We start from the raw sequence: 16,001 nt of genomic DNA, 5'->3' as shown, positions 1-16,001 counted from the left end.
GGACCGGGTTGCACCACCGGCCGGGAAGCAGAACGGGCCGCGCGCGGTGTGCGCGGCGGCCCTCGCATTGCCCCGGTCATGCAACGCGGCTAGTCCGCCTTACTCGGCAACCGGCTTGCCGCTGGCGTCCTTCACCTTCGCTTTCCACTGCGACTCGATTTCGCTCACGACCGAATCCGGCAGCGAGATGTAGTCGAGATCGTTGGCCGCGCCCGTGCCGTTCTTGAAGGCCCACTGGAAGAACTTGAGCGTTTCCTTGCCCTGCTCCGGCTTGTCCTGCGCCGTGTGCAGCAGCACGAAGGTCGCGCCGACGACCGGCCATGCGTCCTTGCCCGGCTCGTTCGTGAGGATCTGGTAGAACGACTTCTTCCAGTCCGCGCCGGCCGCTGCGGCCTTGAACGTTTCGTTGGCCGGCTGAACGACCGCACCCGATTCGTTCTTCATGGCAGTGTAGACCATGTGATTTTGCTTCGCGTACGCCCACTCGACGTAGCCGATCGCGCCCGGCAGACGCTGCACGAAGGCCGCGACGCCGTCGTTGCCCTTGCCGCCCGTGCCCGTCGGCCAGGCCACGGTCGTGCCTTCGCCGACCTTGGTCTTCCACTCGGGGTTGACCTTCGAGAGGTAGTTCGTCCAGATGAAGCTGGTGCCCGAACCGTCGGCGCGGCGGACAACGGCGATGTCCAGATCAGGCAGCTTGACCTTCGGGTTCAGCGCGGCGATCGCCGGATCGTTCCACTTCTTGATCTTGCCGAGGTAGATGTCGCCGAGCACCGGGCCCGACAGCGTGAGTTCGCCGGCCTTGACGCCGGGCACGTTGATCGCCGGCACGACGCCGCCGACCACCGTCGGGAACTGGAACAGGCCGTCCTTGGCCAGTTGGTCGTCCTTCAGCGGGGCGTCCGAGCCCGCGAAGTCGACCGTTTTCGCCTGAATCTGCTTGATGCCGCCCGACGAGCCGATGCCTTGGTAGTTGACCTTGCCGCCGCCCGACTTCTGATAGGCATCTGCCCATTTCGTGTAGATCGGTGCTGCGAAGGTACTGCCCGCGCCGGTGATATCAGCAGCTTGCGCTGCGATCGCGAAAAGCGCGCCAGCAACGCCAGCGAGCGCGGTTTGCATCAATTTCATGTGGCCTCCAGGTGTGAGCGGATAAACGACACCGCGAAGAATAGGGGCTCTCTGTGACAGTACCGTGACGATTCGTGAAGCAATCGTGACAATTCGATTACCGCCTGAAAGGCGAAAGGATCGTGAAGGGTACGCGTGTTCGGAAGGCGCGTACGCCCCGCCCGTTGGGGCTCCCGGGCGCGGCGAAGAACAGGCCGGGCATCGCGTGGCGTTAGAGGGTCGAAAGCGCAAGATGCCCGCTGAATGCGCGAGCGGCATCTGAAGCAAAAGTGAAACGTTTGCTTCAGCCGGAAAAGGGGAACGGCCAGCAGCGTTCTGGCTCGATACAGGCGATACGGAACGCGGCGCCCTGGCGCCTGCCATGCGCCGCGTTCGTCTGGGAGGGGGTGGCGGCAGGACTCGCCTGCCGCACCGGTTCTGGCGTGTGCTGGAACGCCCGCGTCAGGCGATCGAGCGCTTGACCGTCTCGGCGATCGATTCGGCGTACTGGAGCGTGTCGCGCTCGTCGCGCGCCTCGACCATCACGCGCAGCACCGGCTCCGTGCCCGAGGCGCGGATCAGCACGCGGCCCCGGCCCTTGAGCTCGGCCTCGGCGTCGGCGATCGCCTTCTGGATCGCGGCATCGCTCTTCCAGTCGGCGCCCTGCGCAATGCGCACGTTGATGAGCTTCTGCGGGAACAGCGTCACGCCATCGAGCAGCTGCGCGAGGGTCTGGCCGCTGCGCTTCATCGCGGCGAGCACCAGCAACGCCGAGACGATGCCGTCGCCGGTCGTGTGGCGGTCGAGCGACAGAATATGCCCCGAACCCTCCGCGCCGATCAGCCAGCCGCGTTCGCGCAGCTGCTCGAGCACGTAGCGGTCGCCCACATTGGCGCGCACGAACGGCACGCCGATGCGCTCCAGCGCCTGCTCGACCGAGAGGTTCGTCATCAGCGTGCCGACCGCGCCATCGACCTTGCCGTCGGTCGCCATGCGGTCTTTCACGAGCACGTAGAGCAGCTCGTCGCCGTTGTAGAGGCGGCCCTGCGCATCCACGATCTGCAGGCGGTCCGCGTCGCCGTCGAGCGCGATGCCGAGGTCCGCGTGATTCGCACGCACCGCGCGCACGAGCGCGTCGGGCGCGGTGGCGCCCACGCCGTCGTTGATATTGAAACCGTTCGGCGAGACGCCGATCGGCACGACATCCGCGCCCAGCTCATGGAACACATGCGGCGCGATATCGTAGGCCGCGCCGTTCGCGCAGTCGACGACGAGCTTGAGCCCGCGCAGCGTGAACGCCTGCGGAAAGGTGCTCTTGCAGAACTCGATGTAGCGTCCGCGCGCGTCATCCAGACGGCGTGCGCGACCAAGGCGCTCGGACGGCGCGCAGTCGAGCGGCTGGTCGAGCTGTTCCTCGATCTGGGTTTCGACCTCGTCGGGGAGCTTGTTGCCGTCGGCGGAGAAGAACTTGATGCCGTTGTCGTAGTACGGATTGTGCGAGGCGCTAATCACGACGCCCGCGGAGAGGCGCAGCGCGCGCGTGAGATAGGCAATGCCGGGCGTGGGCATCGGGCCCGCGAGCATCACGTCGATGCCGGCGGCGGAGAGCCCCGCTTCGAGCGCCGCCTCGAGCATGTAGCCGGAAATGCGCGTGTCCTTGCCGATCAGCACGGACGGGCGCGGCCCTGAGGACGCCGCAGCGCCTGCCAGCACCTTGCCCGCCGCGTAGCCGAGACGCAGCACGAAATCCGGCGTGATCGGCGCTTCGCCAACCTTGCCGCGAACCCCATCGGTTCCAAAATAGCGACGACCCATCATTCAACCTCTCGTTGGTTCTGTTTTGCGGCGCGTGCTCGCGCCCTGTTCTCTTCGCGCCCTGTTCTCTTACCGGCGCGCGGCGTCGCGCATGGCGCCCCATACCTTGAGCGCATCGACCGTCGGCGCGACGTCGTGCACGCGAATGATGGCCGCGCCCTGCTGCGCCGCGCAGACCGCCGCTGCCACGCTGGCCGCCACGCGTTCGGGCGCGGGCCGGTTCACGAGCGCGCCGAGCATCGACTTGCGCGACATTCCCGCCAGGATCGGATAAGGCGCGACACCCGCCGCTACCTGCGGCGCCGTCTCGCGCAGATGCGCGAGCAACGCGTAGTTCTGCTCGACCACCGTCTTGCCGAAGCCAAAGCCCGGATCGACGCTAATACGCGCCTTCGCCACCCCTGCAGCTTCGAGTTCGGCACAGCGCGCTTGCAGAAACTCGCGCACCTCGCGCACGACATCCGCGTAATCGGGCTCGCCCACCTGCATGGTCTGCGGCTCGCCGAGCATGTGCATCACACACAATCCGCACTGACTCTCACGCACCGCATCTATCGCGCCCGGCATGCGAAAGCCCCAGACATCGTTGATCAGATCGGCGCCTGCTGCGAGCGCGTGGCGCATCACGTCCGGCTTGTACGTATCGACCGAAAGCGGCACATTCGCGCCCTTCAGCCGCTCGACGAGCGGAATCACCCGTTCGAGCTCTTCGTCGAGCGCAACGGGCGGCGCCCCCGGACGCGTCGACTCGCCCCCAATATCGATGATGTCCACGCCGTCGAGCAGCATGTGCTCGGCGCGGCGCAGCGCATCGTCGAAGGCGAGATAGCGGCCACCGTCGGAGAAGGAATCCGGCGTGGCGTTGAGTATCCCCATGACGAGAGGACGCTCGAAAGTCAGTGTGAAACGGCCGCACACGAGCGGTTCGGGCGCAACCGCGTGGGCAGGCGCATTGGGCAGATTACCCTGCGAAGTCAGATTGGGCACGTCAAGAAACGTCAGATATGTAACTCAATATGGCAAGCCGAAGCAGCCCGATACGCCAATTGCGCCCAGAAATGCAAACGGGCCGATGTGAACATCACACCGGCCCGCAACTTTACTCGATCTGGCGCACTGTGGCCGGTCAGGCCGGTGCGGTGGCGCTGCCGGGTTTGACCTCAGTACCCGTGCTGCCACCCGACGAAGGCGCATCGCCCGCCGACGGGGAGCTCTTTGGCGAGCGCGGCGGACGGCCGGCCATGATGTCGTTGATCTGATCGGCGTCGATCGTTTCCCACTCCATCAGTGCGGCGGTCATGGCTTCGACCTTGTCGCGGTTCTCGTCGAGCAGACGCTTCGCGAGGCTGTACTGCTCGTCGAGCACGCGGCGGATTTCCGCGTCCACCTTCTGCTGCGTGGCTTCCGAGATCGCGCGCGTGAAGCCCTTGCCGAATGCGCCGCCGTCGTTGTCGTCGTCGGCGTAGACCATCGGTCCCAGTGCGTCGGTCATGCCGAAGCGCGTGACCATCGCGCGGGCCGTCTGCGTGGCCTTGTTGAAGTCGTCCGAGGCGCCCGTGCTGATCAGGTTCATGAACAGCTCTTCCGCCACGCGGCCGCCGAACAGAATGGCCAGACGATCGAGCAGATAGTCCTTCGAGTACGTTTCGTTGTCGTGCTCCGGCAACTGCCACGTCACGCCCAGCGCACGGCCGCGCGGAATGATCGTGACCTTGTGGACCGGATCGGCCTTCGGCAGCAGCTTCGCGACGACCGCGTGGCCCGACTCGTGGTAAGCCGTGGCGCGCTTCGCTTCTTCGCGAATGACGGCCGACTTGCGCTCCGGACCCATGAAGATCTTGTCCTTCGCATCCTCGAAGTCCTGCATCTCGACGATACGCTTGCCACGACGCGCCGCGAACAGCGCCGCCTCGTTCACGAGGTTCGCGAGATCGGCACCCGAGAAGCCCGGCGTGCCGCGCGCGATGACCGCTGCGTCGACGTCGTTGGCGATCGGCACCTTGCGCAGGTGCACCTTCATGATCTGCTCGCGGCCACGGATGTCCGGCAGACCCACGTAGACCTGGCGGTCGAAGCGGCCCGGACGCAGCAGCGCCTTGTCGAGCACGTCCGAACGGTTGGTTGCCGCGATCACGATGACGCCCGAGTTCGCTTCGAAGCCGTCCATCTCGACGAGCATCTGGTTCAGCGTCTGCTCGCGCTCGTCGTTGCCGCCGCCCATGCCGGCGCCGCGATGACGACCGACCGCGTCGATTTCGTCGATGAACACGATACACGGCGCATGCTTCTTGGCTTGCTCGAACATGTCGCGCACGCGGGCCGCGCCCACGCCGACGAACATTTCCACGAAGTCCGAACCCGAGATGCTGAAGAACGGCACCTTGGCTTCGCCGGCGATGGCACGCGCGAGCAGCGTCTTACCGGTACCTGGAGGGCCGACCAGCAGCACGCCGCGCGGGATGCGCCCGCCCAGCTTCTGGAATTTTTGCGGATCGCGCAGGAAGTCGACGAGTTCGGACACTTCTTCCTTGGCTTCGTCGCAGCCCGCGACGTCGGAGAAGTTGACCGCGTTGTTGTTCTCATCGATCAGACGGGCCCGCGATTTGCCGAACGAGAACGCCCCGCCTTTGCCGCCCCCCTGCATCTGTCTCATCATGTAGAACCAGAACACGATGATCAGGATGGTCGGTCCAAGGTAATACAACGCCGAAACGAGCGCATTGGGCTCTTCGTCAGCCTTGCCGCTCACCTGCACGCCGTATTTCATCAGGTCGCCGACCATCCAGATGTCTCCCGGAGAGACGATCTGATACTTCTGGCCGTCGGCCGGAGTGACCGTGAGGTTCCGCCCTTGCACCACGACGCTCTTGACCTTGCCGGCCTTCGCGTCGTCCATGAACTGCGAGTACGAAACGCCTTCCTGGACACGGGGCTTGTCGAACTGCTTGAACACCGTAAACAGCACCAGTGCGATAACCAGCCACACCGCTGCCTTGGAAAACATGTTGTTGTTCAAAGCACCACTCCTTCACTCATAGACGTGCGCCTACATTTGCCTTGCGACACCATCAAAGCATTCTAATCCAGTACGCAGGGCCTCGCCATAACGTTTCGCTAAGGCGGAAATAGCCTGAGCGCCTTGTCCGGACTGCCTCCCGAAGCCGATTCGGGACGATCTTTACAGTCCTTGCAACGCGCTCGCCACGCTGGAGCCGATTCTTTGCGATACCCGAGCCTGTCTGGCCCAGGGGATCAGCGGGGTCGCTTCAGATGTTTACCCAATATAAACGTTTCGGACGATTTATCACGCGAAGCCTTCGGCTTGCGCGCGGCCACGACCTTGAACTGATGCTTGAACTTCTCGACGATCTGGCTGTAACCACTGCCGTGAAAGCATTTTACTAAAAGGGCACCATCGGGTTTCAGATGATTCTGCGAAAACTCGAGCGCGAGATCGCAGACGTGTTCGATACGCGCGGCATCGGCCGACGCCACGCCTGACAGATTGGGCGCCATGTCCGAAATTACAAGGTCTACTGGCCGGCCACCCACGGCTTCTTCCAGTTGCGCGAGCACATCGTCCTCGCGGAAGTCGCCCTGCAGGAACTGCACGTCGGCGATGGGCTCCATCGGCAGGATGTCCAGCGCAATGATCGTGCCGTCGATCCCGCCCTGGCGCTGGTCGTCGCGCTTCGTGCCCTGCGCGAGCTTGTTGCGCGCGTACTGGCTCCAGCTGCCGGGCGCGGCGCCGAGATCGACGATCACCATGCCCGGGCGGATCAGCTTGTCCTGCTCGTCAATTTCCTTCAGCTTGTACGCGGCGCGGGCACGATAACCCTCCCGTTGCGCCATCTTCACGTACGGATCGTTAATATGGTCGTGCAGCCACGACTGATTGAAGCGGTTTTTTGCCATTAAAGGTGAACTCTTGCTGCGTGATGTCGCGCTTTTAGCGGATAATACGCGTTTAATTCGTGCGGCCGTCGCGGCCCGTCCGGCTCAAGGCGCGCGGTTCTCACCGCCTCGCTCGCCGGCATCAGCCCGCGCCACGCCGTTCTCCACGGTTGTTCCATTGTTTCGACGCGCTTCCCGCCTGGCGGCCCCTCGTTGTGAGGCCTGTCATGCCGGCATTCCACGCTGACTGGCGGGCGCCGTCATTTTAGTCGAGTCTGCCACATCCCATGCCCGCCCTCACACTTACTGCCGAACAGCGCTCCGAATTGCGCTCCGCGGCTCACGCGCTCAAACCGGTCGTGCTCATCGGCGCCGAGGGACTGACCGACGCCGTCCTCAAGGAAATCCAGGTTCACCTCGACGCGCACCAGCTCATCAAGGTGCGCGTGTTCGGCGACGAGCGCGAAGAGCGCCTCGCGATCTACGCAGAGATCTGCGACCGCCTGAACGCGGCGCCCATCCAGCACATCGGCAAGCTGCTCGTGATCTACAAGCCCGAGGAAGCCAGGCCGACGACCACCCGCGCCCGCGCCGGCGCGCGCGGCACCGTGACGCGCCCCGCCGGCGATGTGCCGAGCGCGCGTGAAGCGGGCAAGCGCGGTGCGGCGCCGCGCGTCGTCAAGGTCGTCAAGGCGTCCGACAACCCGATGCGCAAGCCCAAGTCGCAGAAGGTCACGGTCAAGGGCAACGAGCGCGTCACGCAAGGCGGCAACATCAAGCGCGCCAAGAAACGCCAGACCGGCTCGAAGCGAGTCCATCAAGGCTCGAAGTAAGGAAAGCGCGGCCAGTTTGCCGCGCTTTTTTTTCGCTTCCTGCCTGACTGGAAAGTGAACGGCGACGGGTTGAACAGGTACGCCACCCGGGCAGCGCTTCAGCGCTGCGTGCGCGTGCCCCGCGCGGACGGCAACAGCCAGACGAGCCAGGCGCCCAACAGGCTCTCGACCAGATAGAACACGCTCGACACGCCGTGCAGCATGCCGAAACGGCTCGCCCAGACCGAATGGGCAATGTCGACGCCGGCCTGCATGGCATTCATGCGCATCGCGTTCATGAACGGCTGCAGCGCGTAATAGCCGATCAGCACACACAACAGCATGCCGATCAGCAGCCAGCGCAGGCGCCGATACCCTGCCTCGCCGCGGCGGATCAGCACGTTCGCGAGCCCGAGCAGCAGCACGCCGCTCACGAGCCCGAGCATGCCTTCGATGCGGAACAACTGCGCGGCGAGCGAACCAGCCACCATGCGGTCCAGCGAGGCGAACAGGACTGGCGCGACCGCATAGCCGATCGTCAACTGGCTGCCCACCCACAGCATGGCGAGCAGCGCGAACACGCGGTGCGCCACGAGCGGCGGGGCCGGGCTGAGCAAATTCTGGGATGTATTCACGTCACTGAGCAGGTCACGAAGTACGTCAATGGGCACGCCACGCGTCAGACGTAGCGAACCTCGATGATTTCGTACTCGCGCACGCCGCTCGGCGCCTGCACTTCGGCCACATCGCCCTCGGTCTTGCCGATCAGCGCGCGCGCGATGGGCGAGCTCACGGAAATCAGGCCGTGCTCGAGGTCGGCTTCGTCGTCACCGACGATCTGGTAGGTGACCGACTTGCCCGAGTCGAGGTCTTCGAGGTCGATGGTCGAGCCGAACACCACGCGGCCATCGGCTTCGAGCGAGGCCGGGTCGATGATCTGCGCCGCCGCCAGCTTCGACTCGATTTCGGCGATGCGGCCTTCGATGAAGCCCTGCTTTTCCTTCGCGGCGTCGTATTCCGCGTTTTCCGACAGATCGCCTTGCGCGCGCGCTTCGGCGATCGAATTGATGACCGCCGGACGCTCGACGGACTTCAGGCGCTGCAGTTCCTCGCGGAGTTGGTCTGCACCGCGCTTTGTCAAGGGAATCGTGCTCATAAACAACTCATTCAGCCGCATGGGGCCGTATTGATGCCGCACGAATCAAATCGTTGCGGCCATAAAAAAAATCACCGCGGTCAAGTGCATCCCGAGAGGGCGGCGGCGCGCACTGGCGCAGCCTGAAAACCCTGTTGGGACGCCGCTTAACCGCGGCACATTCAGCTTTGTATTCAGCCTGTTTGCCTGCCTTGTTCAGTATTGGACAGACAATCGAAGTCTTAGTTTAGGCGAGCGTGGAGGCCTTGTAAATCATAGACTTCCAGGTTCTTCAGGTAGCGCAAGCCCTCGACGGCGGCGCGTGCGCCCGACATCGTGGTGTAGTACGTGACCTTGTTCGCCTGCGCGCTCATGCGGATCGAGCGCGAATCGGCAATCGCCGCGCGGGTTTCGTCGACCGTCGTGAAGACGAGCGAAATTTCGCCGTTCTTGATCATGTCGACCACGTGCGGACGGCCGTCCTTCACCTTGTTCACGACCTTGACCGGCACGCCGGCCGCCTCGATCGCCGCGGCCGTGCCGCGCGTCGCGACGAGCGGATAGCCGAGCTCGTGCAGCATGCGTGCGACTTCGACGGCCTTGGGCTTGTCCGCGTCCATCACGGTGATGAAAACGGTGCCCGACTCCGGCAGGCGCGAACCGGCCGCGAGCTGCGACTTGAAGAGCGCTTCGCCGAAGGTCTTGCCCACGCCCATCACTTCGCCGGTCGAGCGCATTTCGGGTCCGAGCACCGGATCGACGGTCGGGAACTTGACGAACGGGAACACCGCTTCCTTCACGCTGAAGTACGGCGGCACGACTTCCTTCGTCACGCCCTGCTCGGCGAGCTTCTGGCCGACCATCGCGCGCGCCGCGATCTTCGCGAGCGGCAGGCTCGTGGCCTTCGACACGTACGGCACGGTACGCGAAGCGCGCGGGTTCACTTCCAGCACGTAAATGATGTCCTTCTTCGAACCGTCATCCTGCGGCACTTGCTGGATCGCGAACTGCACGTTCATGAGGCCGACCACGTTGAGCGCCTTGGCCATCGCGGCCGTCTGGCGCTTCAGCTCAGCCACCGTTTCCTGCGAGAGCGAGTACGGCGGCAGCGAGCACGCCGAGTCGCCCGAGTGCACGCCCGCCTGCTCGATGTGCTCCATCACGCCGCCGATGAACACGTCGGTGCCATCGGAGATGCAGTCGACGTCGCATTCGATCGCGTCGTTCAGGAAGCGGTCGAGCAGCACCGGCGAGTCGTTCGACACCTTCACGGCCTCGCGCATGTAGCGCTCGAGGTCGCGCGGCTCGTGGACGATTTCCATGGCGCGGCCGCCCAGCACGTACGACGGACGCACGACGAGCGGATAGCCGATTTCGTCGGCGAGCTTGAGCGCTTCGTCTTCGGCGCGCGCGGTGCGGTTCGGCGGCTGGCGCAGACCGAGGTCCTGCAGCAGCTTCTGGAAACGCTCGCGGTCTTCGGCGGCGTCGATCATGTCCGGCGAGGTGCCGATGATGGGCACGCCGTTCGCCTCGAGATCGAGCGCGAGCTTCAGCGGCGTCTGGCCGCCGTACTGCACGATCACGCCAGCGGGCTTTTCCAGATCCACGACTTCGAGCACGTCTTCGAGCGTGAGCGGCTCGAAGTACAGACGGTCGGACGTGTCGTAGTCGGTCGAAACGGTCTCGGGGTTGCAGTTGACCATGATCGTTTCGTAGCCGTCTTCGCGCATCGCAAGCGCGGCGTGCACGCAGCAGTAGTCGAACTCGATGCCCTGGCCGATCCGGTTCGGGCCGCCGCCCAGCACCATGATCTTCTTGTTGCTGGTCGGGTTGGCCTCGCACTCGTCCTCATAGGTCGAGTACATGTAGGCGGTCTTGGTGGCGAACTCGGCCGCGCAGGTGTCCACGCGCTTGTAGACCGGGCGCACGTTCAGCTCGATACGGCGCTTGCGCACATCCGCGGCGTTGCTCCCGAGCAGCTTCGCCAGACGGCGGTCCGAGAAACCGCTCTGCTTGAGGAAGCGCAGCTCGTCCTTCGAGAGGCTTTCGAGCGTGCGGCCCTTGACGGCCTCTTCCTTGCGGACGATCTCTTCGATCTGCGCGAGGAACCACGGATCGATCGCGGTTTCCTCGAAGACTTCTTCGCGCGTCATGCCCACGCGGAACGCGTCGCCCACGTACCAGATGCGGTCCGGACCGGCTTCGCCGATCTCGCGGATGACTTCGTCGCGGCTCGTGGTCTTTTCGTCGAGGCCGTCGACGCCCACTTCGAGGCCGCGCAGCGCCTTCTGGAACGATTCCTGGAAGGTGCGGCCGATGGCCATCACTTCGCCCACCGACTTCATCTGCGTGGTGAGGCGCGGGTCGGCTTCGCGGAACTTCTCGAACGCGAAACGCGGGATCTTCGTGACGACGTAGTCGATGGTCGGCTCGAACGAGGCCGGCGTCTGACCGCCCGTGATCTCGTTGCGGAGCTCGTCGAGCGTATAGCCGACGGCGAGCTTCGCCGCAACCTTGGCGATCGGGAAGCCGGTGGCCTTCGAGGCCAGCGCCGACGAGCGCGACACGCGCGGGTTCATCTCGATCACGATCATGCGGCCATCGCGCGGGTTGATCGAGAACTGGACGTTCGAACCGCCCGTATCGACGCCGATCTCGCGCAGCACGGCCAGCGAGGCATCGCGCAGGATCTGGTATTCCTTGTCGGTGAGCGTTTGCGCCGGCGCGACGGTGATCGAGTCGCCCGTGTGGATGCCCATCGGGTCGAGGTTCTCGATCGAGCAGACGATGATGCAGTTATCCGCCTTGTCGCGGACCACTTCCATCTCGTATTCCTTCCAGCCGAGCAGCGACTCTTCGATCAAGAGCTCGCGCGTGGGGGAGAGGTCGAGACCGCGCTTGCAGATCTCTTCGAACTCTTCGCGGTTGTAGGCGATGCCGCCGCCCGAGCCGCCGAGCGTGAAGGACGGACGGATCACGATCGGATAGCCGCTCGTGCCGGTGGACGCGGCGATCTCGGCGTGAACCCTGGTCGCCTCTTCCATCGAGTGCGCGACACCCGACTTCGCCGAGCCCAGGCCGATCTTCGTCATCGCGTCCTTGAACTTCTGCCGGTCTTCGGCCTTGTCGATCGCTTCCGGCGACGCGCCGATCAGCTCGACGTTGTACTTCTTCAGCACGCCGTGGTGGTGCAGGTCGAGCGCGCAGTTCAGCGCGGTCTGGCCGCCCATCGTCGGCAGGATCGCGTCGGGGCGCTCCTTCTCGATGATGCGCTCCACCACTTCCCACGTGATCGGCTCGATGTAGGTGACGTCGGCCGTGTTCGGGTCGGTCATGATCGTCGCCGGATTGCTGTTGACGAGAATGACCTTGTAGCCTTCCTCACGCAGCGCCTTGCACGCCTGCGCGCCCGAGTAGTCGAACTCGCAGGCCTGTCCGATGATGATCGGACCCGCGCCGATGATGAGAATGCTCTTGATGTCTGTCCGCTTGGGCATAACGCTCTCGCTAAATATTCCTGTGTCTTGACTCCCGGCGCGCGGCGCGTGCTTCGTCTACCGAATCACGCCTTGCCGCTCGCCGTCGGGCGCGCGCGTGGGCCGTTGTTCAACGCGGCTCGCTGCGCACCCTGCTCTGCTCTTGCGGCGGCTATGCCTTACTTGCCGGCCTTGGCGCTGTCCATCAACGCGGTGAAGCGGTCGAACAGATAGCCGATGTCCTGCGGGCCCGGCGATGCTTCCGGGTGGCCCTGGAAGCAGAACGCGGGCTTGTCGGTGAGCTCGAAGCCTTGCAGCGTGCCGTCGAACAGCGAGACGTGCGTGACGCGCGCGTTCGCGGGCAGCGTGTCGGCGTCCACTGCGAAGCCGTGGTTTTGCGACGTGATGACCACGCGGCCGTCGCCGAGATCCTTCACCGGATGGTTCGCACCGTGGTGGCCCGTCTTCATCTTCAGCGTCTTCGCGCCGACGGCCAGGCCCATGATCTGGTGGCCAAGGCAGATGCCGAAGGTCGGGATGCCGCGCGCGATGAATTCCTGCGTAGCCTTGATTGCGTAGTCGCACGGCTCCGGATCGCCGGGGCCGTTCGAGAGGAACACGCCGTCCGGGTTCAGCGCAAGCGCATCTTCAGCCTTGGCCTGAGCCGGCAGCACCGTGACATGGCAGCCGCGCTCGGCCAGCATGCGCAGGATGTTCTGCTTCACGCCGAAGTCGAACGCCACGACCTTGTACTTCGGCGCCGATTGCGTACGGTAGCCTTCGCCCAGACGCCACTCGGTGGTCGTCCACTCGTAGGGCTTGTCGGTCGAGACGACCTTCGCGAGGTCCATGCCCGCGAGGCCCGGGAACGAGCGCGCGAGTTCGATGGCCTTGGCCTCGTCGTCCGAGCCCGCGAGAATCGCGCCGTTCTGCGCGCCCTTCTCGCGCAGAATACGCGTGAGCTTGCGCGTGTCGATGCCGGCGATCGCCACCACGCCTTCGTCCTTCAGATAATCGCCGAGCGTGCGCTCCATGCGGAAGTTCGAGGCGAGCGTCGGCAGGTCGCGGATGATCAGACCGGCGGCATGGACTTTCGTGGCTTCGACGTCTTCGGCGTTGACGCCGACATTGCCGATATGCGGATACGTCAAGGTGACGATCTGGCGAGCGTAGCTCGGGTCGGTCAGGATTTCCTGATAACCGGTGATGGCCGTGTTGAACACGACTTCACCGGTCGTATGACCCGGCGCGCCAATCGAGTAACCACGAAAGACCGTGCCGTCGGCGAGCGCGAGCAGAGCGGGAGAGAATGACGGCAACACGGGAGACTCCTTGGGGGAGCACCCTGTGCCGACCTGTTATCCGACGTTGCGATCTTGGACCTGGGAGCGGCTGCGGCGTCGGCGTCCTGATCGGGGCGACAAGGACGCGCGCGCGGCTCGCTCTGCAGTCTGCTCGTTACGCGACCTTCCGTGTTTGACCGGGTGTCGGGCGCCGGGCCGCGAAGGTGCGTTTGTGACGCTCGATCGGGCGGCAGCCAGCCAGTAGAAACAGAAAGCGCGGGCGGCGGATGAACGGGGGGAAGGAGGTAGGCGCTAGGGTGCGGGTTGATAAGCTCAAACCTTGAAATTATAGCGCGAAAACGCCCTTTCTTTCAAATTTCGGGATGACGCCCAGCGGGCGGCGCGCCGATGCAGGCCGCGGCGGCGCCCTTTCCACTATAGGCGCGGAACAGCGCCCGGCAAGCGCGGCCACCGCCATCCGGGCCATGCCGGCGCGGGGCGCCACCCCTAAGCTGGTCGCCCTCGTGCCTGGGCACCCCAAGCCGGGCGCCCCTAAGCCGGGCGCCCCAATTTTCCGCCCACCAATGAAAACGCCGCCACCTGGCGGGGTGACGGCGAGAGAAACCAAATGGCAAAAGTGATCGGAGCGAAACATCGTGCACTGCCCCCGCAGCGCACGACTGAGCACCCTACGCCAGCCGCTATTTGGGTTTGTGCTTCTGCGTGTGGGTTTCGGCCTTCGGGCGGCTTGCCGCACCCTTCGACGCCTTGCTGGGCGCTGCGCTGGAAGCCTTTTCCTTGACCGGCTCGGAAACCTTGACGACCTCGGTGCGCGCGCGACCGTGTTTCTTATCGTAGCGCGACTTGGAACCCGTGTCTGCAACCCGGGTGCCGATGCGCTCCACGCCGCCACCGGACACATTGGTTGCCAGACGCTCCGGCCCCGGTTCGCTCGGCATCGCCTTGCCGACCGGCACGTGCAGCACGAGCACCTGACCAGGCGTGACGAGGTCGCGGCGCGTCTTGTTCCAGCCCTTCAGCTGGCCGACCGAGACGCCGTAGCGTGCCGCCACCGTATCCATCGACTGCTTGCGGCGCACGCGGATCAGCATCTTGCGCGTGTCGGGCACGTCCGGCTCCATGGCCAGCACGGCGCTTTCGGCGACGTCGGCGCTGATGTCCTCGTCGTCGCCATCGTCGGTGCGCGGCACCACCAGCGTCGAGCCCGCCTTCAGACGCATGCCCGCCGGAATCTTGTTGACCGACATGAGCGTGTCCGCATCCACCCCGATCTTCTGCGCGATGGCCGACGGCGTGGCGCGCGAGTCGGTCGTGTAGACGGTCCACGAGGAAAGCTGGCCCGTATACGACTTGAGGTTGCGCTCGAAGGCGCTGGCGTTGTCGAACGGCAGCAGGATCTGCGGATCGGTCGCGCCGAGAATGACCGGCTTCTTGAACGACGGGTTGAGCGAGCGGAACTCGTCGGGCGTCATGTTCGCGAGCTTGGCCGCAACGTCCACGTCGATATCGTGCGACGTCGTGACCGTGACGAAATACGGGTGGTTGGGAATCGACGGCAACGTGAGCCCGTATTGCTGCGGGTTCATCACGATGTTCTTGACCGCCTGCAGCTTGGGCACGTAGTTACGTGTCTCATTAGGCAAGCGCAGGCTCTGATAGTCGGTCGGCAGACCCGCCGCCTGGTTGCGCGCGATGGCGCGCTGCACATTGCCCTCGCCCCAGTTGTAGGCGGCGAGCGCGAGATACCAGTCGCCGAACATGTCATGCAGGCGCGACAGATAGTCGAGCGCCGCGCTGGTGGAGGCGAGCACGTCACGGCGCTCGTCCTGCCACATGTTCTGCTTCAGGTTATAGGTGCGGCCCGTGCCGGGCACGAACTGCCACATGCCTGCCGCCTTCGCAACCGACAAGGCCTGCGGGTTATACGCGGACTCGATGAACGGCAGCAGCGCGAGCTCGGTCGGCATATGGCGCGCCTCGAGCTCCTCGACGATGTGGTACAGATATTTCTGCGAACGCTCGGTCATGCGCGCGACGTAGTCGGGACGCTCCGCATACCACTGGGCGTTCATGTCGACCAGGTCGCTCTGCAGGTCGGGCATCTGGAAGCCGCGGCGGATTCGCCCCCACAAGTCGGCGTCGGGGCTCGTGAGCTGGTCGACCGAGCCCTGGTCGACGTTGATCGTTTCTTTCGCTGCGGAGGTCTTGCGGATGGCGTCGGCGCGCGCCTGGGGATCGGCTGGGGCAAGCGAGTTGGCTGAATTCGCAGCAGGTCCCCCGCTCGCACAGGCGGCGAGCATGAGAACCAGCAGCGCGCTTAGGATAAATCGCATGAACGTCTACTTGCAAATGGCGGGAATTTGGAGCCGATAGTACGGGCCGCACACGTTTCCGTCAATCGGAATAATTGGAAAAAAACCATGAAAATCCGCAGCTTGGACGACGTTCCATACTT

Annotated in this window: 11 protein-coding genes; 1 reads left to right on the top strand and 10 read right to left on the bottom strand. The window is 64.6% G+C overall.

The window, feature by feature from the left end; genetic code table 11:
- Positions 1–99: 99 nt before the first annotated feature.
- From pstS to BO1_RS01485, 5 genes are all read right to left on the bottom strand, one after another.
- Positions 100–1,131, bottom strand: coding sequence for a phosphate ABC transporter substrate-binding protein PstS (gene pstS, locus BO1_RS01505; RefSeq protein WP_028216031.1), 1,032 nt, complete (start codon positions 1,129–1,131; stop codon positions 100–102).
- Positions 1,132–1,572: 441 nt separating this feature from the next.
- Positions 1,573–2,925, bottom strand: a complete 1,353-nt coding sequence (gene glmM, locus BO1_RS01500; protein WP_028216030.1) for a phosphoglucosamine mutase — start codon at positions 2,923–2,925, stop codon at positions 1,573–1,575.
- A 69-nt stretch (positions 2,926–2,994) separates the two neighbouring features.
- The gene (gene folP / locus BO1_RS01495; protein ID WP_084687720.1) at positions 2,995–3,801 is read right to left on the bottom strand and encodes a dihydropteroate synthase; all 807 of its coding nucleotides are present in this window, start codon (positions 3,799–3,801) and stop codon (positions 2,995–2,997) included.
- A 250-nt stretch (positions 3,802–4,051) separates the two neighbouring features.
- Positions 4,052–5,941 carry an ATP-dependent zinc metalloprotease FtsH gene (gene ftsH, locus BO1_RS01490; RefSeq protein WP_028216028.1) on the bottom strand — a complete coding sequence of 630 codons (1,890 nt, stop codon included), beginning with the start codon at positions 5,939–5,941 and terminating at the stop codon, positions 4,052–4,054.
- 236 nt (positions 5,942–6,177) lie between these two features.
- Positions 6,178–6,840, bottom strand: a complete 663-nt coding sequence (locus BO1_RS01485) for an RlmE family RNA methyltransferase (protein WP_028216027.1) — start codon at positions 6,838–6,840, stop codon at positions 6,178–6,180.
- Positions 6,841–7,106: 266 nt separating this feature from the next.
- On the opposite strand from BO1_RS01485, the gene BO1_RS01480 reads away from it, so the two are divergent.
- On the top strand, positions 7,107–7,652 hold the full coding sequence (locus BO1_RS01480) for a YhbY family RNA-binding protein (protein WP_028216026.1): 546 nt from the start codon (positions 7,107–7,109) through the stop codon (positions 7,650–7,652).
- Positions 7,653–7,750: 98 nt separating this feature from the next.
- Here the strand turns inward: BO1_RS01480 and BO1_RS49270 are convergent, their stop codons facing one another.
- The 5 genes from BO1_RS49270 to BO1_RS01455 form a co-directional block, all read right to left on the bottom strand.
- A complete protein-coding gene (locus BO1_RS49270) occupies positions 7,751–8,224 on the bottom strand; it encodes a DUF4149 domain-containing protein (RefSeq protein WP_043283523.1) in 474 nt (157 codons plus the stop codon).
- A gap of 86 nt (positions 8,225–8,310) precedes the next feature.
- On the bottom strand, positions 8,311–8,787 hold the full coding sequence (gene greA / locus BO1_RS01470) for a transcription elongation factor GreA (protein WP_028216025.1): 477 nt from the start codon (positions 8,785–8,787) through the stop codon (positions 8,311–8,313).
- A gap of 221 nt (positions 8,788–9,008) precedes the next feature.
- Entirely contained in the window at positions 9,009–12,263 is a 3,255-nt protein-coding gene (gene carB, locus BO1_RS01465) for a carbamoyl-phosphate synthase large subunit (protein ID WP_028216024.1), read from the bottom strand.
- Between the two features lie 158 nt (positions 12,264–12,421).
- On the bottom strand, positions 12,422–13,564 hold the full coding sequence (gene carA, locus BO1_RS01460) for a glutamine-hydrolyzing carbamoyl-phosphate synthase small subunit (protein WP_028216023.1): 1,143 nt from the start codon (positions 13,562–13,564) through the stop codon (positions 12,422–12,424).
- Between the two features lie 662 nt (positions 13,565–14,226).
- On the bottom strand, positions 14,227–15,879 hold the full coding sequence (locus BO1_RS01455) for a transglycosylase SLT domain-containing protein (protein ID WP_028216022.1): 1,653 nt from the start codon (positions 15,877–15,879) through the stop codon (positions 14,227–14,229).
- Between the last annotated feature and the right edge of the window lie 122 nt (positions 15,880–16,001).

The organism is Paraburkholderia oxyphila NBRC 105797, from assembly GCF_000685075.1.
Classification (GTDB): Bacteria; Pseudomonadota; Gammaproteobacteria; order Burkholderiales; family Burkholderiaceae; genus Paraburkholderia; species Paraburkholderia oxyphila.
The sequence above is the reverse complement of the archived record's forward strand: the minus strand, read 5'-3'. Positions and strand labels throughout refer to the sequence as shown.